This window comes from Azospirillum sp. A26 (assembly GCF_042604635.1).
In the GTDB taxonomy this organism is placed as follows: domain Bacteria; phylum Pseudomonadota; class Alphaproteobacteria; order Azospirillales; family Azospirillaceae; genus Azospirillum; species Azospirillum palustre.
The window spans coordinates 454,143-472,126 of record NZ_CP170472.1; the positions used below are offsets into that span (position 1 = coordinate 454,143).

The 17,984-nt window shown below is 66.9% G+C and carries 19 protein-coding genes; 8 read left to right on the forward strand and 11 right to left on the reverse strand.

What is annotated here, in order from left to right; genetic code table 11:
* Positions 1-179: 179 nt before the first annotated feature.
* From ABNQ39_RS02655 to ABNQ39_RS02665, 3 genes are all read left to right on the forward strand, one after another.
* On the forward strand, positions 180-1,583 hold the full coding sequence (locus ABNQ39_RS02655) for a methyl-accepting chemotaxis protein (protein ID WP_376958703.1): 1,404 nt from the start codon (positions 180-182) through the stop codon (positions 1,581-1,583).
* A gap of 104 nt (positions 1,584-1,687) precedes the next feature.
* The gene (gene hypD, locus ABNQ39_RS02660) at positions 1,688-2,800 is read left to right on the forward strand and encodes a hydrogenase formation protein HypD (protein WP_376958705.1); all 1,113 of its coding nucleotides are present in this window, start codon (positions 1,688-1,690) and stop codon (positions 2,798-2,800) included.
* Positions 2,801-3,021: 221 nt separating this feature from the next.
* Positions 3,022-3,843, forward strand: coding sequence for a universal stress protein (locus tag ABNQ39_RS02665; RefSeq protein WP_376958706.1), 822 nt, complete (start codon positions 3,022-3,024; stop codon positions 3,841-3,843).
* 51 nt (positions 3,844-3,894) lie between these two features.
* Here ABNQ39_RS02665 and ABNQ39_RS02670 read toward each other — a convergent pair whose 3' ends face one another.
* The 5 genes from ABNQ39_RS02670 to ABNQ39_RS02690 all read right to left on the reverse strand — a co-directional run bounded on the left by ABNQ39_RS02670 (position 3,895) and on the right by ABNQ39_RS02690 (position 7,998).
* Positions 3,895-5,580 carry a methyl-accepting chemotaxis protein gene (locus ABNQ39_RS02670; protein WP_376958708.1) on the reverse strand — a complete coding sequence of 562 codons (1,686 nt, stop codon included), beginning with the start codon at positions 5,578-5,580 and terminating at the stop codon, positions 3,895-3,897.
* A 374-nt stretch (positions 5,581-5,954) separates the two neighbouring features.
* Positions 5,955-6,452, reverse strand: a complete 498-nt coding sequence (locus tag ABNQ39_RS02675; protein WP_376958710.1) for a GNAT family N-acetyltransferase — start codon at positions 6,450-6,452, stop codon at positions 5,955-5,957.
* An 8-nt stretch (positions 6,453-6,460) separates the two neighbouring features.
* Entirely contained in the window at positions 6,461-6,871 is a 411-nt protein-coding gene (locus ABNQ39_RS02680) for a hypothetical protein (protein WP_376958712.1), read from the reverse strand.
* A gap of 67 nt (positions 6,872-6,938) precedes the next feature.
* Complete coding sequence (locus ABNQ39_RS02685; RefSeq protein WP_376958714.1) at positions 6,939-7,358, reverse strand: hypothetical protein; 420 nt, start codon at positions 7,356-7,358, stop codon at positions 6,939-6,941.
* 127 nt (positions 7,359-7,485) lie between these two features.
* Entirely contained in the window at positions 7,486-7,998 is a 513-nt protein-coding gene (locus ABNQ39_RS02690) for a ferritin-like domain-containing protein (protein WP_376958716.1), read from the reverse strand.
* Positions 7,999-8,164: 166 nt separating this feature from the next.
* Between ABNQ39_RS02690 and ABNQ39_RS02695 the strand changes: the two genes are divergently transcribed.
* Entirely contained in the window at positions 8,165-8,395 is a 231-nt protein-coding gene (locus ABNQ39_RS02695; RefSeq protein ID WP_376958718.1) for a DUF6898 family protein, read from the forward strand.
* Between the two features lie 449 nt (positions 8,396-8,844).
* Positions 8,845-9,309 carry a hypothetical protein gene (locus ABNQ39_RS02700; RefSeq protein ID WP_376958720.1) on the forward strand — a complete coding sequence of 155 codons (465 nt, stop codon included), beginning with the start codon at positions 8,845-8,847 and terminating at the stop codon, positions 9,307-9,309.
* 128 nt (positions 9,310-9,437) lie between these two features.
* On the opposite strand, the gene ABNQ39_RS02705 is transcribed toward ABNQ39_RS02700, so the two are convergent.
* On the reverse strand, positions 9,438-9,881 hold the full coding sequence (locus ABNQ39_RS02705; protein WP_014247241.1) for a MucR family transcriptional regulator: 444 nt from the start codon (positions 9,879-9,881) through the stop codon (positions 9,438-9,440).
* Between the two features lie 621 nt (positions 9,882-10,502).
* On the opposite strand from ABNQ39_RS02705, the gene rpiB reads away from it, so the two are divergent.
* From rpiB to nrdR, 3 genes are all read left to right on the forward strand, one after another.
* Positions 10,503-10,940, forward strand: coding sequence for a ribose 5-phosphate isomerase B (rpiB, locus tag ABNQ39_RS02710; RefSeq protein ID WP_109095413.1), 438 nt, complete (start codon positions 10,503-10,505; stop codon positions 10,938-10,940).
* Between the two features lie 144 nt (positions 10,941-11,084).
* On the forward strand, positions 11,085-12,386 hold the full coding sequence (glyA, locus tag ABNQ39_RS02715; protein ID WP_098740214.1) for a serine hydroxymethyltransferase: 1,302 nt from the start codon (positions 11,085-11,087) through the stop codon (positions 12,384-12,386).
* 29 nt (positions 12,387-12,415) lie between these two features.
* A complete protein-coding gene (gene nrdR, locus ABNQ39_RS02720) occupies positions 12,416-12,883 on the forward strand; it encodes a transcriptional regulator NrdR (protein WP_098740213.1) in 468 nt (155 codons plus the stop codon).
* A 58-nt stretch (positions 12,884-12,941) separates the two neighbouring features.
* On the opposite strand, the gene ABNQ39_RS02725 is transcribed toward nrdR, so the two are convergent.
* The 5 genes from ABNQ39_RS02725 to ribH all read right to left on the reverse strand — a co-directional run bounded on the left by ABNQ39_RS02725 (position 12,942) and on the right by ribH (position 17,968).
* A complete protein-coding gene (locus ABNQ39_RS02725; RefSeq protein WP_376958723.1) occupies positions 12,942-15,044 on the reverse strand; it encodes a sodium-translocating pyrophosphatase in 2,103 nt (700 codons plus the stop codon).
* Positions 15,045-15,289: 245 nt separating this feature from the next.
* Positions 15,290-15,748, reverse strand: a complete 459-nt coding sequence (locus ABNQ39_RS02730; protein WP_376958725.1) for a hypothetical protein — start codon at positions 15,746-15,748, stop codon at positions 15,290-15,292.
* Between the two features lie 91 nt (positions 15,749-15,839).
* Positions 15,840-16,832 carry a thiamine-phosphate kinase gene (gene thiL, locus ABNQ39_RS02735; RefSeq protein WP_376958727.1) on the reverse strand — a complete coding sequence of 331 codons (993 nt, stop codon included), beginning with the start codon at positions 16,830-16,832 and terminating at the stop codon, positions 15,840-15,842.
* A 48-nt stretch (positions 16,833-16,880) separates the two neighbouring features.
* Positions 16,881-17,468 carry a transcription antitermination factor NusB gene (gene nusB / locus ABNQ39_RS02740; RefSeq protein ID WP_098740209.1) on the reverse strand — a complete coding sequence of 196 codons (588 nt, stop codon included), beginning with the start codon at positions 17,466-17,468 and terminating at the stop codon, positions 16,881-16,883.
* Positions 17,469-17,503: 35 nt separating this feature from the next.
* Positions 17,504-17,968: a 6,7-dimethyl-8-ribityllumazine synthase gene (gene ribH, locus ABNQ39_RS02745; RefSeq protein WP_098740208.1), complete on the reverse strand. Its 465-nt coding sequence runs from the start codon at positions 17,966-17,968 to the stop codon at positions 17,504-17,506.
* Between the last annotated feature and the right edge of the window lie 16 nt (positions 17,969-17,984).

Consider the following 17,984-nt stretch of genomic DNA (forward strand, 5'->3'; position numbering starts at 1 on the left):
CCCGCATATCGCGTCCAACTTTTGTTACCGCACAATCACTGGGCGCAGCTTCTCCTTAAGGTATCCTACCAATGGACAGGGGGACTGGGTTCGGCTCGGTCTCCCCATTCGTTGCGAATCTGTATCAAAAGCGCAATAATAGTTCTCGGGAGAAAGCGCTCAGTTATAAAACAGCAAAAATGGTGGATAAGATGGATGGTGGCTTTGGGCTTCGTCCGCATCTGATCGCGGACATCGCGGAAGAGGCTGGCAATCTCGGTATCGAGATCGCGGATATCGCCGGCCACATCGAGGATGTGAACGCCCGCGTCACCCACCAGTCGGAGGTGTTCATCCAACTGCGCGACACTGGCGCCAAGATGTCGCGCAGCACGGACCGGATTTCCCAGGCCTCCGCCATCGCGCGCTCGGTCACCGAACAGGCGCGGCAGGAGGTCGACAGTTCGCACGACCGCGTGCAGAAATCCTTGTCCGACATCCATTCCCTGGTGTCGTCGGTGACGGGGATCGAAGGGCAGATCGCCGGGCTGCGCGACGCGCTCGACCGCGTCGGCAAGGTCGCCAAGGAGATCTTCACCATCGCCAAGCAGACCAACCTGCTGGCGTTGAACGCCACCATCGAGGCGGCACGCGCCGGCGATGCCGGGCGCGGCTTCGCCGTGGTGGCGAACGAGGTGAAGTCGCTGTCCACCAAGACCAGCGAGGCGACGACCGAGATCGACGCGACGCTGAAGTCCCTGAACGAGCAGGCCCAGCGCCTGATGGCGGAGAGCGCCGCCAGCGCCGCCAAGGCCCGCGCGGTCAGCGAGGGGACCTCCGCCATCGGCACGGTGATCGAGACGGTCGGCCGCGCCATGCGCGAGCTGAACGGCGAGACCGACAAGATCGATGCCGCGTCGGCCGAGATCGGCGGCAATTGCGGCGAACTGGAGCGCGAGATCGCCGATCTGGCGGTGGGCGTGAAGCTGTCCAGCGAGAATCTGGCCCAGGCGCGCGACCGGGTGAACAGCCTGGTCGGGATGAGCGAGCGGCTGATCGGCGTCACCGCCGAACTGAACATCGAGACGGTCGACACCCCCTTCATCGCCGCGGTGAAGGATGCCGCCGCGAAGGTCTCCGCCGCCTTCGAGGATGCGCTGGCCCGAGGCGACATCAGCGAATCCGACCTGTTCGACCGCCGGTACCAGCCGGTCGCCGGATCGGACCCGCAGCAGGTGATGACCCGCTACACCCAGCTGTGCGACCGCGTACTGCCCGGCATCCAGGAGCCGGTGCTGTCGGCCAACGGCCGCATCGTCTTCTGCGTCGCGGTGGACGAGAACGGCTATCTGCCCACCCACAACCGGCAGTTCAGCCAGCCCCAGGGCCGCGACCCGGTCTGGAACGCCGCCAACTGCCGCAACCGCCGCATCTTCAACGACCGCGTCGGGCTGGCCGCCGGCCGCAGCACCAAGCCCTTCCTGTTGCAGACCTACCGGCGCGACATGGGCGGCGGGAAGTTCGCGCTGATGAAGGACGTCTCCGCCCCCGTCACCGTGCGCGGACGCCATTGGGGCGGGCTGCGGCTGGCCTACAAGGTGTGAGTGGTTGAGGTCCGGGCGAGACGATTTCCCGGGCTTCCCTCTTGATCCGTATCAACGCATACGATCAGCCTTGCGGGTGAAATGGCGGGGCAGAGGGAGCGACCATGAAATACGTCGAAGAGTTCCGCGATCCGGTTCTGGCCCGCAACGTCGCCGCCGCCATCGCGCGGGAGGTGCGGGCCGACCGCTCCTATCACCTGATGGAGTTCTGCGGCGGCCACACCCACGCCATCTCCCGCTATGGTATCCCCGACCTGCTGCCCGGCAATGTGCGGATGATCCACGGGCCGGGCTGCCCGGTCTGCGTCCTGCCGGTCGGGCGGATCGACGACGCCATCGCGCTGGCCCGCCGGCCGGAGGTCACCCTGTGCACCTATGGCGATGTGATGCGCGTGCCGGGGTCGGGGCGGCTCAGCCTGCTGAAGGCCAAGGCGCAGGGGGCCGACGTGCGGATGGTGGTGACCGCCGACGCGGCGGTGCGCATCGCCGCCGAGAATCCGGACCGGCAGGTGGTGTTCCTCGCCATCGGCTTCGAGACGACGACTCCGCCGACCGCGCTGGCCGTCCGTGCCGCCGCGGCGCAGGGGCTGACCAACTTCTCCGTCTTCTGCAACCATGTGCTCACCCCGTCGGCCATTCAGGGCATCCTGGCGGGCGCCGATGAGGGGCTGTCGCTCGACGGGTTCGTCGGGCCGGCGCATGTCTCGGTCGTCATCGGGTCGGAGGCCTACGCCCCGGCCGCGGCCGAGCATGGCAAGCCGGTGGTGATCTCCGGCTTCGAGCCGCTCGACGTGCTGCAATCCATCCTGATGCTGGTCCGCCAGATCAACGACGGGCGGGCGGAAGTGGAGAACCAGTTCACCCGCGCCGTCACCGCCGACGGCAACCGCAAGGCCCAGGCGCTGGTTCTGGAGATCTTCGAAACCCGGCAGTCCTTCGAATGGCGCGGGCTGGGCAGCATCCCGCACAGCGGGTTGAAGCTGCGCGACGCCTATGCCGCCTTCGATGCCGAGCGGCGCTTTCCCATCGCCGGGGCCAGAGTTGCCGACCACAAGGGCTGCGATTGCGGCGCCATCCTGCGTGGGGTGAAGCGGCCGGTCGACTGCAAGCTGTTCGACACGGTCTGCACCCCGGAAAACCCCATGGGGTCCTGCATGGTCTCGGCCGAGGGCGCGTGCGCCGCGCATTACACCTATGGACGGTTCCGCGACGCCTGACGGGTTCCCGGATCGGTTTTCCGGACGGCCAGCTCGCCTCCCTTGCGACCTCTCGCCGCAGGCCGGCAGATCGCTGCTGGACGAACGCCGCCCGGCTGAACATGATGCATATGAAACAATCCGCCAGCCCGCCGATCATCCCACAGATCGCCCGCGTCGGCCGGTCCGGCGGAGAACCGCAGACGTCATAAGACTTCGCATTTCATACCGGGAGGGTCCGCATGACCTACAAGCACATCCTCGTTCATCTCGACAGCAGCCCGCATGTCGAGGCGCGTCTCGATGCCGCCATCGCGCTGGCCCAGCGTCATGGCGCCTTCCTGCGTGGCCTGTTCGCGCAGGGCGACCGCAACGCCACCAGCGTGATCGCCCGCCGGTCCAGCGACCATCTGGGCGACGCCGCGGCCCGCAGCGAGGCGCTGTTCAAGGAGAAGCTCGCCGCGTCCGGGCTCCAGGGCCATTGGCACGGCCTGACCCATGGCGAGTACAACCATGTCATCCGCGAGGTCATCATCTGGTCGCGCTTCGCCGACCTGACGGTGCTGGGCCAGTATGACCGCGAGGCGGGATCGCAGGCGGCGCCGGAGGAGTTGAACGAGCAGGTGGTGTTGAATTCCGGCCGCCCGGTGCTGGTCATCCCCTATGCCGGCCGCTTCGCCACCATCGGCCAGCGCGTGGCCGTCGCCTGGAACGCCGAGCGCGAAGCCGCGCGCGCCCTGTCCGACGCCATGCCGATGCTGGAGAAGGCCAAGGAGGTGACGGTCATCACCGTGCTGACCCAGGCCTCCTCCTCCGCGCCGGAGACGCCGCGGGTCGGCGTGCTCGACCATCTTGCCTTCCACGGCGTGACCGCCGAGCAGACCCATTTCACCGTGAGCGACATCGGTGCGATGGACGCCCTGCTGGCCCGCGCCATGGACACCGGCGCCGATCTGCTGGTGATGGGCGCCCACGGCCATTACGGCTTCCCGTTCCTGCACCGCGGCAGCGGGACGCGGCATGTCCTGCGCACCTGCCCGGTGCCGCTGCTGCTGTCTCACTGATGAACGGGGCAGGGGGGCGCCAAGTCGCCCCCCTGGTTCATCGTGCCGCCTTCACGCCGCCTTCACGCCGTTGAGGAAGCTTTCCACCTCCTGGCGCAGGCGGGTCGATTCGCCGGTCAGGTGATCGGCGACACTGCGGACTTCGCCGGCGGCGCGGCCGGTGTCGCCGGCAGCGCGAGTGACGCCGACGATGTTGCTGGTCACCTGCTGCGTGCCCTGGGCCGCTTCCTGGACGTTGCGGCTGATTTCCTGGGTCGCGGCGCTCTGCTGTTCCACCGCCGAGGCGATGGTCGCGGAGATCTGGCTGATCTCGGTGATGATGCGGCCGATCTCCTCAATGGCGGACACCGCCTCGCGCGTCGCGCCCTGGATGGTGGCGATCTGGCCGGTGATGTCCTCGGTCGCCTTGGCGGTCTGGTTGGCAAGGCTCTTCACCTCGCTCGCCACCACGGCGAAGCCCTTGCCGGCCTCGCCGGCCCGTGCGGCCTCGATGGTGGCGTTGAGCGCCAGCAGGTTGGTCTGCGCCGCGATGTTGTTGATGAGGTCCACCACCTCGCCGATCTTCTGCGCCCCGTCGGCAAGGCCGGACACCACGCCGTTGGCGCGGTTGGCGCCGCTGACTGCCTGTTCGGCGACGCGGGTCGACTGGGTGACCTGACGGCCGATCTCGGCGATGGAGGAGGAGAGTTCCTCGGCCGCGGCGGCGACGGTCTGGACGTTGGCGGACGCCTGCTCGGCGGCCGACGCCACTGTGGTGCTCTGGCGGTTGGTCTCGTCGGCGGTGCTGGTCAGCGCGCCGGCCGACTGCTGCATCTGGGTCGCCGCACCCGACAGGCTCTGCACTACCGCGGTGACGTTGCCCTCGAAGGTGCGCATCAGCTCTTCCAACCGGGTGGCGCGACGGGCCTTGGCCTCTTCCTCGGCGCGCTGGGCGGCGGAGAGGCGGTCGGCTTCGATGGCGTTTCGTTTGAACACATCCACCGCCTCGGCCATGGCACCGACCTCGTCCCTGCGGCCGACGCCCGGCACCTCGACCGTGCGGTCGCCGCCGGCCAGCCGGCCCATGGCGGCGGTCATGGCGACGATGGGCTCGGCGATGGAGCCGCGCAGCACCAGCCCGGCCGCCACGGCGACCAGAAGGGAGATCAGCGCGCCGGCGATGGCGGTGACATAGCCGGTCGAGAAGGCGGTCTTCTGCTCCGCGTCGCGCGCCGTCAGCAGCGCACGCTCGGCATCCTCGATCTGCCGGACCAGGGAACGGATGCCGTCCATCGACGCCTTGCCGAGCGCCTTCGCCTCCATCGCGCGGGCCTCCTCGCGCGTGTCGGCCTTGGACATCAGGGCGATTTCCTTGTCCGCCACCGTTTCGCGCCAGGTGGCGGCGTGCCTGCGCAATTCCTCCAGCCGGGCCTGCTGCTGCGGGTTGTCGGCGGTCAGCGACTTCACCTCCGCCAGCGCACGGTCGAACGCCTGCGCGCCGGAGCGGTAGGGCTCGAGGAAGGCCGGATCGCCGCTGACCAGATAGCCGCGCAGACCGGTTTCCTGATCGACCATCGCCGTCATCGCCGCATCGGTGGTCTGGATGACGCGGTAGGTGTGGATCGTCCAGCCGATGGAGGACTGGATCGACGATAGGGTCGAATAGTTGGCAATGCTGATTACGCCAATGATGACGATCAATGCAGCGAATGCCGTCAGCAGCTTTCCGCCGATGCGGAGATTGGTGAACCAGGACATCGTCTTGCCCCTCATGTAACCGGACAGGCCTTCGATTCGCGGGGACAGTCGCCTCGCCTTCGGAGTTGCATACGAAAGGGTGAATGCCTCACCCCATCGAATGTGAGAACTGATACGGCAACGATTTCGATTTCGATCATCGAAAATTCTACGTATGACGAAATCAACGGTCTGTTACGTAAGGCTTATGCCTCGCCGGCAAACACAGGAATAACAACGCCCCGTTGTCTTCCCGAGGGCGCAGACAGCCACGGGCAGCAATGCCCTCGTATGCGTGGGGCATTGTGTCGCATCGCCGTGCCGGTGATGGCGGGGCAGCTGTAACGGAGGTGTCTCGACGCAGGATCAGCGGCGGATCGCCGGCAAGGGAAGCGTCAGCGCCGCAGCCGCATGTCGATGTGGGGAATGCCGAAATCGTCGTACGGATCGGTGTCCCGGACGAAGCCGAAGCTGCCGTAGAAGCGTTCGAGATGCTGCTGCGCGCCGATGACCACGTCGCGGTCGGGCCAGCGTTCCGCCAGCACCGTCAGCGACTCCGCCACCAGCGCCCGCCCGAGCCCGGTCGAGCGTTGCGACGGATCCACCGCCAGACGGCCGAAGGAGACCGGCGCGTCCGGATTCGCCCCATCCGGGCCATCCCTGTCAGAGCCATCTTCATCAGGGCCGAGGCAGCGGGCGCAGCCGACGATGGCGCCCGCCTCGTCCCGCGCGACGAGGTGAAGCGCCCCGGGATCGCGGCCGTCGATGTCGGGGTAGGGGGAGGCCTGCTCGACTACGAACACGCGGCTGCGCAGGGCCAGCATGTCGTGCAGGTCGCGCAGCGTCAGGGCATCGAAAGCGAGGCGGCGGATGGGCGGCGGGGAGGTCTTCACGGGGACGCTCAGGCAATCGCGTTGCGGATCATGTAGTCGGCGATGTCCTTGGGCTTCACCTTGACGTCGGTCAGCGGCTCGTCGGCGGTCATCGCCTTGGCGACCAGCAGGCTGTTCTGCACGTTGGTCAGGGTGATGCGGTACACGCCGGCCGCTCCCTTCAACCGCGGGTAGTAGGTGGGGTCGATCGCCTTCTCGCGCCGGCCGAGCCGGGCCAGCGCGGCGTCCTCGTCCAGATCCTCGACCGGCATGGTCTGAATCAGTTTCCAGTCGGATTCGCCACCCCAGCCGGCGGCGACCGTCGCCTTGACCGCGGCCTCATCCTCCGCGATGCCCAGCTTGTAGATGTGCTTTCCCTGTCCGACGTCGGACGCCCATTTGGTCAGGGCGGCGCTGCGCGCGACATAGACGAAGGGCATGACGGGTCGATCCTTGAAATGGGGCCTTATACGGAGCCTTGAATCACCGGGCTTTCCGGGGAGCAGTCTATTGCAGCGACGACTGCCGCGCGATGGGCGTGATGAGGATGCGGCTGACCACGTCCTTGCCGAACATGGCGATCACCGATTCGTCGATGCGGCGGCGCAGGGCCGGCACGTTCGCGATGTTGCCGCGGACGATCCAGCCTTCGTCCACGCCCTTGTAGATCGCGGTCAGGATGGCGTCGTGCAGGCGTGGGATGCTGAGCTGCACCTCGCCCAGCTTCAGGGCGTCGCCGATCTCCAGGTTCACTTCGACCTGGGTGTATTTCTCGATCCGGCCGGCATTCACCACCGGGACCATCAGCGGCTTGATCCGCACCGACGGCGGCAGGGCGCCCGGCGCCCCCTCGTTCGCAACGGCCGATGGCGCCGACGGCAGCGTCAGGAACAGGGCTAAGCCAAAGGCAGACAAAAGGCGACGCATGACGAAACACCGCGAAGGACCGGACAGCGGGGATGCTATCGGTCCGACGCGGTGCTTGCAACCGGGGTCCGGCCCTTACGCGGGGCCGGGGGACGATTGGTCACGGAAGACTTGAGGGATTATGGGATCAGGCGGCCTTCTTGCCGCTGGCCGCCATCGCCTTCTTGTTGACGTCGCCGATGGCCAGCTTGTTCAGCAGCGTGTCGGTGTCCTTTTCCTCCTGCAGCGTCTCGTCCAGCAGCTGGGCGACCCTGTCGAGACCGCAGGCGGTGGCGAAGGCATGCAGCGTGCCGTAGCTGGCGATCTCGTAATGCTCCACCTTCTGGGCGGCGGCGATCAGGGCGGCGTCCTGCACCTCGGGCGCCAGACCCATTTCCAGGATTTCCTGGGCCTCGCTGATCAGCCCCTCCATCGCGTCGCAATGCTTGCCGCGCGGACGGGTGTCCATCTCCTCAAACACCTGTTGAAGCCGCTCGATCTGGCCGTGGGTCTGTTCCAGATGGGTTTCGAACGCCTGGCGCAGCTTGTCGGAGCTGGCGGCCTTGGCCATCTTGGGCAGGGCCTTCGCGATCTGCTTCTCGGCGTGGTAAATGTCGCGAAGATCCTCGATCAGCAGATCCTGCATCGTCTTGGCGGCCATTTTGGTGGTCCTTCCTCGCAGTGGGGGTTGGCGGAGCGGGGCTCCTGCGCGCCGAATGGCTGGGTGGACAACAGCGATGGCTGCCGGGTGTTGCGGTCTCGAAGGGGGACTGACCTTAGGGTAAGGAGGGCCGGGCGATGTGGCGGGCCAAGGGAGGGCATTGGGCATGACCGACGGTGACGTGCTGTTCGAGTTCCAGCGGGTCGGCAGCTATCTGCGGGTGACCGCCATCGATGCCAGGACCGGCGTCGAGGTGACGGTGGCCGGTCCGGCAACCGGCAGCCAGGAACTGTTGAAGCGGACGGCGATCAACAAGCTGCGCTTCGTGCAGAACAAGGGCGTCGGACCCACCGCGCCGGCCAAGCCGGGGCCGAAGCGGGGCGGCGGACTTTACTGACCGGGCAGTAACATCCAATAGTTGTGAATCTTCCCTGAATTACGCTTATCCGCAGGGTGCGAAAAGAAAACGCGCCGCCGGACGGGGCCGGGCGGCGCGTATCGAAGTCTGGCTTTTGCTGATGGTGAGCGCCGGCATGCCTCCGCCGGCGGCCCCGACGCTGGGTCGGCCCGCCGGTCGTAGAGCGAACCGCTCGACCCCGACAGTAGACCTATGCCTGCCCGTTGACACTGGCGCAGGGGGTGTAACGCTTGTAGAACCGCGCATCTCTGAACGAATGGCGCATAAGGAAAGCCCCTTTTCCTGCGCCGTTCAGCCGGTTAAGCGGGGGGTGGCCGGGCCGTTTTCCGTGCCGGCCTTCGGGCAGAAAAATGAAACGCCAGAGGATCGAGGCCATGTTGGGTTTTAAGGCGGCGGGTTTGAGGGCGGCAGGCTTCAGGATTCTGGGCGTGACGGCTTTCCTGCGTGTGTCGCTGATGTCGGCGGCATTGACGGCCACCGCTTCGGTTGCAGCCCTGCCGGTCCTGGCGATCCCGCAGGCGGCGCTGGCCGCCTCGTCCCAGCCGAGCCAGAAGCCGGGCCATGGCGCACAGGACCATGGCGGCCGTCAGTCGGCCCCCGGCGCTGCCGGCGGCACGGCAACCGGTGGGCCGCCCTCGACCGCCCCGCAACCGACGACGCCGGCAGCGGGCTGCCTGAAGCCGGGTGTGCCGCTGTGCATGGACGATCAGGCGACCTTCCTCAGCGCCGACAAGATGTCGTCCTGTCAGGGCGAGGTGAAGGATTACGTCGACAAGTCGATGAGCTATCTGACCTGCCTGAACGAAGAAAATGTGTCGACCGGGCGCGAATTGAGTCGAAATGTCGACCGTTTCAACTGCCGCCTGTCGGGCCGCAAGGGGTGCGCCAACTGAGGCTTGCGGCCCTTGGAATGCAACCGATTCGCAGCTTCAACCAATCGGATGGCAGTGCCATCGACCGGACACGCACACGGGCCGACTCCTGGGTGGATCGGCCCGTGTTGCATACGGACTTTACTCGATCAACCGGCCTTGCGGCGGGTCTGGCGGCCGGAACTGCGGCCCAGGCCGATGCGCTTGGCGAATTCCGAACGCTGCGCCGCATAGTTCGGCGCAACCATCGGATAGTCGGGCGGAAGTCCCCAGCGTGCGCGATACTCGTCCGGCGACATGTTGTAGGTCGAGCGAAGGTGCCGCTTCAGCATCTTCAACTTCTTCCCGTCTTCCAGGCAGACGATGTATTCGGGCGTCACTGACTTGCGAATCGGAACGGCCGGCTTCAGCGGCTCCGCCGCGACCTCACGGGGCTGACCATTCAGACCGGTCAGCGACGAGTAGACCGTATTGATCACGTCGGGGATTTGCTGAGCAGGCAACACGTTCTTGCTGACATACGCCGATACGATGTCGGCGGTCATCCGCAGCAGCGCATTGTCCGGTACATCGGCGCGAAGCTGGTCGCTCATTGCACTGTGTCCTGGTTTTTCATTTGTCCGTAGGAACCAAGTTGCATACCGTGATTTGGGTGTCAATATAATTTCGGCAATCATCAAATTAGTTGCTCTTGTCGGTCAGAACAAAGCAACACCGCGTAAATCAGCCTTCGCTGAAAATCGTTGCACGGTTGTGGCTGTGCCGCGGCTTTAAGGCGCGTCTAGTAGGCGCCGGCTTGCGATTTTCCCCCGGCTCCGTTGCGGCAATTGGCGCATTTCCCCCGCATATAACGAATCGGCTATCTCCCTTGTTTTGCCCCATCGGCAACGAGGAGGTGAAAACAGAGGCCGAACTTTCGCGTTGGTAGGCGTCGGCGCCGCTCCGGCTGGGCGCCGGCCGATCGCGCGCCGGAAATCGACCGTCAAACCGACCGTCAAACCGACCGCCAAGTCGACCGCCAAGTCGACCGATGCCGGGCGGTGCTGGGTTTAGCTATGCATCCACGTCATGGTGTGGCTGTGGCGGTTGGCACCGACATCTGGTAGGGTGCCGGCGTCTTTTGCCCGATTGCAGGCCGCTTCGCCGGCCCGGTTGCCGCCCGTGCATCCGCACTGCCCGTATCCGTTACCGACCGCACCGGAGTTTCCGCCGTCATGACCGTCCGCACCGTGGCACTCGCTTCCGATCACGCCGGCTATGAGCTGAAGGCTCAGATCGCACGGCAGCTTGAGGGCGCCGGCTACACCGTCCTCGATCTCGGTACCGACGGTCCGGCCTCGGTCGATTACCCGGACTTCGCCGCGGCGCTGGCCGCCGCCGTCACCGACGGCCGGGCGCAGCGCGGCGTGCTGGTCTGCGGCAGCGGCATCGGCATCAGCATCGCCGCCAACCGCCACCCCGGCATCCGCGCCGCCCTGGTGCACGACGTGACCACCGCGCGCCTGTCGCGCGAGCACAACGACGCCAACGTGATCGCGCTGGGCGCCCGCATCGTCGGTCCGGAGATCGCCAAGGATTGCGTCGAAATCTTCCTGAAGACCGATTTCGAAGGCGGCGAGCGTCACAGCCGCCGCATCGCCAAGATGGGCTGAGCGCGTCTTCGCGCCGCCTCTGGCCCCTTGATTTGGCCGTGAAGGCCCGCAACCGGGACGCGACAGAGCCCGGAGACCTGACGAAAGCGGGACGGCTTCTTGCCTGTCCTGCTTGACGCCCTTTCGATTGAGGAGCCTCCCGCCATGACCAGCAGCAACACCGCAGAGATCGGCCGCTTCTTCGCCGCCTCGCTTGCCGAGACCGATCCCGAACTGGCCCGCGCGGTCCGCGACGAGCTGGTCCGCCAGCAGGAGCAGATCGAGCTGATCGCCTCCGAGAACATCGTCTCGCAGGCGGTGCTGGAAGCGCAGGGCTCGGTCCTGACCAACAAGTACGCCGAAGGCTATCCGGGCAAGCGTTACTATGGCGGCTGCGAATTCGTCGACGTGGCGGAGAACCTCGCCATCGAGCGCGCCTGCAAGCTGTTCGGCTGCGATTTCGCCAACGTGCAGCCGAACTCCGGCTCCCAGGCCAACCAGGCGGTCCTGCTGGCCCTGCTTCAGCCGGGCGACTGCGTGCTCGGCATGTCGCTGGCCGCCGGCGGCCACCTGACCCACGGCGCCGCCCCCAACATGTCGGGCAAGTGGTTCAAGGCGGTGCAGTACGGCGTGCGCAAGGACGATCACCTGATCGACTTCGATCAGGTCGAGGCGCTGGCCCGCGAGCACAAGCCGAAGCTGATCATCGCCGGCGGCTCCGCCTATCCGCGCGTGCTGGACTATGAGCGCTTCCGCGCCATCGCGGACGAGGTCGGCGCGATCTTCATGGTCGACATCGCCCACTATGCCGGCCTGATTGCCGGCGGCGTCTATCCGAACCCGTTCCCCTATGCCGACGTGGTCACCACCACCACCCACAAGACGCTGCGCGGCCCGCGCGGCGGCATGGTGCTGACCAACAAGGAAGACATCGCCAAGAAGATCAACTCGGCCGTCTTCCCCGGCCTGCAGGGCGGCCCGCTGATGCATGTTATCGCCGCCAAGGCGGTGGCCTTCGCCGAGGCGCTGCGTCCGGAGTTCAAGACCTACGCCCAGGCGGTGGTCGACAATGCCCAGGTGCTGGCCAAGACGCTGATCGCCGGCGGGCTGGACATCGTGTCGGGCGGCACCGACAGCCACATCGTGCTGGTCGACCTGCGTCCGAAGAACCTGACCGGCAAGGCGGCGGAAGCCAGCCTCGAGCATGCCGGCATGACCTGCAACAAGAACGGCGTGCCGTTCGACCCGCAGAAGCCGATGATCACCTCCGGCGTCCGCCTGGGCAGCCCGGCGGCGACCACCCGCGGTTTCGGCACCGCCGAGTTCAAACAGGTCGGCGAGATGATCGTCGAGACGCTGGACGGGCTGGCCGCCAGCAACTCCGGCGACAACACGGCGGTCGAGGCGGCGATGCGCGAGCGTGTGCGCGGCCTGTGCCGTCAGTTCCCGATCTATCCGACTCTGTAATCGACTGTAATCGACGGGGAATCCACCAGATGCGCTGCCCGTTCTGCGGAAACGAGGACACCCAGGTCAAGGACTCGCGCCCGACCGAAGACAACTCGGCAATCCGCCGGCGGCGCTTCTGTCCCAGTTGCAGCGCCCGCTTCACCACCTTCGAACGCGTCCAGCTGCGCGAGCTGACGGTGGTGAAGAGCAACGGCCAGCGCGAAGGATTCGACCGCGAGAAGCTGCTGCGGTCGATGAGGATCGCGCTGCGCAAGCGCCCGATCGACGCTGACCGCATCGACCGGGTGGTGAACAGCATGGTCCGCCAGTTGGAATCCTCCGGCGAGAGCGAGATTCCGTCGAAGCAGATCGGCGAGAAGATCATGGAAGCGCTGCAGACGATGGATCAGGTGGCGTATATCCGCTACGCCTCCGTCTACAAGGACTTCCGCGAGGCGTCCGACTTCAACGAGTTCGTGGAAACTCTGGCGCCGGAAGCCTCGCCGGGACTGTGAATGCGTCGGTGCGGGGCAGGCGGTTGTCCTGCCCCGCACCGGTCGCTCACCCGAACTCTCATCCCACCTGGGCCAGGATCGCCAGCAGCAGGATCGCCACGATGTTGGTGATCTTGATCATCGGGTTCACCGCCGGGCCGGCGGTGTCCTTGTAGGGATCGCCGACGGTATCGCCGGTCACCGCCGCCTTGTGGGCGTCGGAGCCCTTGCCGCCGTGATGGCCCTCCTCGATGAACTTCTTGGCATTGTCCCAGGCGCCGCCGCCCGACGTCATCGAAATGGCGACGAAGATGCCGGTGACGATGGTGCCCAGCAGCATGGCGCCCAGCGACGCGAAGCCGGCCGCCTGCCCGCCGATGGCGGCGATCACCAGATAGAGGACCACCGGGGCCAGGACCGGCAGCAGCGAGGGGATGATCATCTCCTTGATCGCCGCCTTGGTCAGCATGTCCACCGCACGGCCGTAATCGGGCTTGGCGGTGCCCTCCATGATGCCGGGGATTTCTCGGAACTGGCGCCGCACCTCCACGACGACGGACCCGGCGGCGCGGCCGACGGCAGTCATGCCCATGGCACCGAACAGATAGGGCAGCAGGCCGCCCACCAGCAGCCCGACGACGACGTACGGGTCGTTCAGCCGGAACTCGACCGGAATGGTCGGGAAGTAATGGCCCAAATCCTGGACATAGGCAGCGAAGAGAACCAGGGCGGCCAGACCGGCGGAGCCGATGGCGTAGCCCTTGGTCACCGCTTTGGTGGTGTTGCCGACGGCGTCCAGCGCGTCGGTGGTGACGCGGATGTTGGCGGGCATGTCCGACATCTCGGCGATGCCGCCGGCATTGTCGGTGACCGGCCCGTAGGCGTCGAGTGCCACCACCATGCCGGCCAGCGCCAGCATCGTCGTCGCGGCGATGCCGATGCCGAAGACGCCGGCCTGCCCGTGGGCGATCAGGATGCCGGCGCAGATGACGATCACCGGCAGGGCGGTCGATTCCATCGACACGGCAAGCCCCTGGATGACGTTGGTGCCGTGCCCGGTCTCCGACGCCTTGGCGACGCTGCGCACCGGGCGGAAGGCGGTCGAGGTGTAGAACTCAGTGATCCAGACCAGCAGGCCGGTGACGCCCAGCCCGACCAGGGCCGAGACCAGCAGGTTGAAACCGGTGATCGACACGCCGTCGGTCATGGTGATGGCGCGGGTGAAGCCGAACAGGATCGCCGTGACGATCAGGATCAGCACCAGCGAGATGCCGGCCGCGACGGCCAAGCCCTTGTAGAGCGCCTTCATGATGTTGTTGTCGGGGCCGAGCTTCACCGCGAAGGTGCCGGCGACCGAGGCCAGGATGCAGACGGCGCCGATCAGCAGCGGATAGACCAGCATCATCCGCAACACGCCGCCGGTAAAGAAAATCGCCGCCAGCAGCATGGTGGCGACGATGGTGACGGCGTAGGTTTCGAACAGGTCGGCGGCCATCCCGGCACAGTCGCCGACATTGTCGCCGACATTGTCGGCGATGACCGCCGGGTTGCGCGGGTCATCCTCCGGGATGCCGGCCTCCACCTTGCCGACGAGGTCGGCGCCGACGTCGGCGCCCTTGGTGAAGATGCCGCCGCCCAGCCGGGCGAAGATCGAGATCAGCGAGGCGCCGAAACTGAGCGCCACCAGCGCCTCCAGGATCGTGCGGACCTCGACGGGATCGTTGACGTGGTAGACCAGCGTCAGGATGCCGAAATAGCCGCCGACGCCCAGCAGCCCCAGCCCGACCACCAGCATGCCGGTGATCGCTCCCGACTTGAAGGCGATGTCGAGTGCCGGCGCCAGACCGCGGGTGGCCGCCTCGGCCGTGCGGACGTTGGCGCGGACCGAGACGTTCATGCCGACATAGCCGGCACTGCCCGACAGCACGGCGCCGATCAGGAACCCCAAGGCCACGGGAAAGCCCAGCGTCACCCACAGGATGACCAGCAGGACGGCACCGGCGATGGCGATGGTGGTGTATTGGCGGTTCAGATAGGCGCGCGCCCCTTCCTGCACCGCGGCGGCGATGGCCTGCATCCGTTCGGACCCAGGCGACGCGGCCATGACTTCTTTTCCGGTACGAAAACCGTAGGCCAGCGCGAGCAGGCCGGCGGCGATGATGACGATGAACGCTAGAGCCATCGCATCCCCCGATTGATTTTAAGGACGCGCCCCGGAAAGGCTGGTCCCACCACGGTATGCAAGTGGGGGAGAAGTCGGGCGCAAGTATTATCGGGAAAAGCATGCGCCCGGTGCGGGCGCTTTGCAACCGCCGCACGGGGCGGCGGGACGCGGCGAAATGGCCGGGGGTACCCCTGACCTTTATGGGTAGTGTCGGGATAATGCACCGCAAAATGGGTGCAAATTGCGGGTGCTGTGGGAAGCGGTCAGAGATTGCGCTGCGTAACCGCCTGGACCAGCACGTCATAGACCGCGTCCTTGCCGACGACTTTGCCGGCGGCCTCCACCAACTTGGCCTTTACGGCAGGAATATTGACCAAAGCCCCGTTCAGGATCGACTTGTCGGCGACGCCGCCATAGAGCGCGGTCAGGAAGGCATCCGTCAGGCGCGGCTGGTTGGCCTGGACCATCGGCTGCTTTTCCAGAAGCACTTCCACCGCGACCACGACGGTCACGAACTGCTCGACTCGGGTCGCGCCGATCATCGGCACCACCAGCGGGGGAAGACGGACGAAGGCGGTCGGCGGCTTGGGGGGCGGCTCCACCTTCTTCGGCGGTGCGTCGGGATGTTCGGTGAAGTATTTCTGATAGACGAACCAGCCACCGAAGCTGGCGCCGCCCAGCAACACGATGCCGAGAACGAGGACGATCAGAGCCTTGACCACGGCAACACACCTTGCGCAAACGGCGAATCGCCGAACCCTGCGCTGTCGATGCTTTCGATTGTCTTAAGCGCCGGGCGCCGGGGCCGGACGGTCAGAAATGGTCCCAGCCGCGCCGGGTCAGCGGCAAGGGCGCGCCGGCACCGTCCAGCACCGCGACCTCGCCGGGCGTGCCGGGGCGGAGTTCGCCGACCTCGGTGATCGCGACACTGCATTCGGCGGCCAGGGCGGTCAGGGCATCACGGGCCGATGGCGGGGCGGTGAACAGAAGCTCGTAATCGTCGCCGCCGGTGATGGCGAGAGCGAGCCTCACCGGATCGCTGTCGATGGCGCCGCGGGCGGCCTCCGACAGCGGCACCGCATCGGCGTGGAGCAGGGCGGCGCAGCCGGACTCCTCGCAAAGATGGCCGAGGTCGGCAACCAGCCCGTCCGACACGTCCATCGCACCGCTGGCCAGACCGATCAGCCGCGGTCCGATGCCCATACGCGGGTCGGGCCGGCGCATGCGGCGCAGCAGATGGGCGCGGGTGTCCTGGTCCGGGATGTCGAGACGGCCATAGGCGACTTCGAGCCCGAGCGCGGCGTCGCCGATGCTGCCGGTGACGAAGACGCGGTCGCCCAACTGCCCACCCCAGCGCGGCAGGGCGCGGCCGGTGGGAACCAGCCCGAAGGCGGTGACCGACAGGGTGATGGGACCGCTGGTGGAGACCGAATCGCCACCCGCCAGCGCGATGCCGAACTGCCGCTGCTCCTCGCCCAGCCCGGCGGCGAAGCCCTCCAGCCAGGATTCGTCCAGGCCGCGGGGCAGGGCGGTCACCAGCGTGTAGGCCAGCGGCTCCGCTCCCATGGCGGCGAGGTCGGACAAATTGCTGCGCATCAGCTTGGCGGCGATGTCGGCCGGCGCATCGTCGGGGAAGAAATGCACCCCGGCGACCATGGCGTCGGTGGTGACGACCAGTTCCCGCCCGTCCGGCACGCCGAACACGGCGGCATCGTCCCGCAGGCCGCGGGCGCCGGGAAAACCGGCGGCCAGCGGCTTGAAGAAGCGGGTGATGCGGCCGAACTCGCCGAGGGTGGGAGTGGTCATTGGGGAGCGCCTTCACGCTCCCTCTCCCGCCCCGGGAGAGGGTCTCTGTTACTCCTCGGCCGCGCTGCGGCCGGGATCGGGCTTGGCGAGGTCGTCGGCGCGCAGCGCGCGGGCGACATGGTCGAGCACGCCGTTCACCATCGCCGGCTCGCGGCCGGAGAAGAAGGCGCGGGCGACGTCGACATACTCGCTGATGAGGATGCGCGGGTGGGTGTCGGTATGGACCGCGATCTCATAGGCGCCGGCGCGCAGGATGGCGCGCAGCAGCAGCTCCAGCCGGTCGAGCGGGAAGCGCGGGTCGAGGGCGGCGCCCAGCACCCCGTCGACCTCGGCCCGGCGGTGGATCGCGCCGCGGACGATGTCGGCGAACAGCTGCGGGTCGCCGGACACGAACTTGTCGCCGTCGATCTCCTCGCCCAGCCGGTGGGCGACGAACTCGCCGACGACATTCTCGACCGGGGCCTGGGCCAGATCGATCTGGTACAGCGCCTGGGCCGCGGCCAGACGGGCGGCCTTGCGACGCGCCTTGGCGGAGCCGCCGCCGGTCTTGTTCTTGCGGGACTTGGACTTGCCGCCCTTCGGTTGACCGGAGGCGCGTTCGGGTGTCACGGGGCTGCCCGCGTCGTCGTTGCTCATGATCTGCAGTCGCTAAAAGAGAGGAGATGTCGGGGTCAGCGCGGATAGAGGCGGAATTTGCGCTTCAGGTCAATCATGTCAAGACAGGCCCGCGCGGCGCGCCCGCCGGTGTTGACCGATCCGACATTGGCCCGTGCCCAGGCCTGCTCGCGGTTTTCCACCGTCAGGATGCCGTTTCCGACCGCCAGACTGTAGCGCAGGGCCAGATCCTGCAAGCCGCGTGCGCTTTCGGCACAGATAGTGTCGTACCGCGTCGTCTCGCCCCGGATCACGCAGCCCAGCGCGACATAGCCGTCGAACCGCTTGCGGGCGGTGAAGAAATCCATGGAGCGGATGGCGTACATGATCGCCGCCGGAAGCTCCAGACAGCCGGGCACGCCATAGCGGATGTGCGTGGCGCCGGCGCGGTCGAGTTCCGCGACGGCGCCACGCGCCAGCTCATCGGCGATGTCCTCGTGGACGCGGGCGTCCACGACCATGATGTGGGGCGTGTCGGTCATCCGGCGGAGACCTGTC

Bases quoted from the DNA above. Each gene is read 5' to 3' on its own strand.
- ABNQ39_RS02655 (WP_376958703.1), top strand. From the start codon at position 180: ATGGTGGATAAGATGGATGGTGGCTTTGGGCTTCGTCCGCATCTGATC.
- hypD (WP_376958705.1), top strand. From the start codon at position 1,688: ATGAAATACGTCGAAGAGTTCCGCGATCCGGTTCTGGCCCGCAACGTC.
- ABNQ39_RS02665 (WP_376958706.1), top strand. From the start codon at position 3,022: ATGACCTACAAGCACATCCTCGTTCATCTCGACAGCAGCCCGCATGTC.
- ABNQ39_RS02670 (WP_376958708.1), bottom strand. From the start codon at position 5,580: ATGTCCTGGTTCACCAATCTCCGCATCGGCGGAAAGCTGCTGACGGCA.
- ABNQ39_RS02680 (WP_376958712.1), bottom strand. From the start codon at position 6,871: ATGCCCTTCGTCTATGTCGCGCGCAGCGCCGCCCTGACCAAATGGGCG.
- ABNQ39_RS02685 (WP_376958714.1), bottom strand. From the start codon at position 7,358: ATGCGTCGCCTTTTGTCTGCCTTTGGCTTAGCCCTGTTCCTGACGCTG.
- ABNQ39_RS02690 (WP_376958716.1), bottom strand. From the start codon at position 7,998: ATGGCCGCCAAGACGATGCAGGATCTGCTGATCGAGGATCTTCGCGAC.
- ABNQ39_RS02695 (WP_376958718.1), top strand. From the start codon at position 8,165: ATGACCGACGGTGACGTGCTGTTCGAGTTCCAGCGGGTCGGCAGCTAT.
- ABNQ39_RS02705 (WP_014247241.1), bottom strand. From the start codon at position 9,881: ATGAGCGACCAGCTTCGCGCCGATGTACCGGACAATGCGCTGCTGCGG.
- rpiB (WP_109095413.1), top strand. From the start codon at position 10,503: ATGACCGTCCGCACCGTGGCACTCGCTTCCGATCACGCCGGCTATGAG.
- glyA (WP_098740214.1), top strand. From the start codon at position 11,085: ATGACCAGCAGCAACACCGCAGAGATCGGCCGCTTCTTCGCCGCCTCG.
- nrdR (WP_098740213.1), top strand. From the start codon at position 12,416: ATGCGCTGCCCGTTCTGCGGAAACGAGGACACCCAGGTCAAGGACTCG.
- ABNQ39_RS02725 (WP_376958723.1), bottom strand. From the start codon at position 15,044: ATGGCTCTAGCGTTCATCGTCATCATCGCCGCCGGCCTGCTCGCGCTG.
- thiL (WP_376958727.1), bottom strand. From the start codon at position 16,832: ATGACCACTCCCACCCTCGGCGAGTTCGGCCGCATCACCCGCTTCTTC.
- nusB (WP_098740209.1), bottom strand. From the start codon at position 17,468: ATGAGCAACGACGACGCGGGCAGCCCCGTGACACCCGAACGCGCCTCC.
- ribH (WP_098740208.1), bottom strand. From the start codon at position 17,968: ATGACCGACACGCCCCACATCATGGTCGTGGACGCCCGCGTCCACGAG.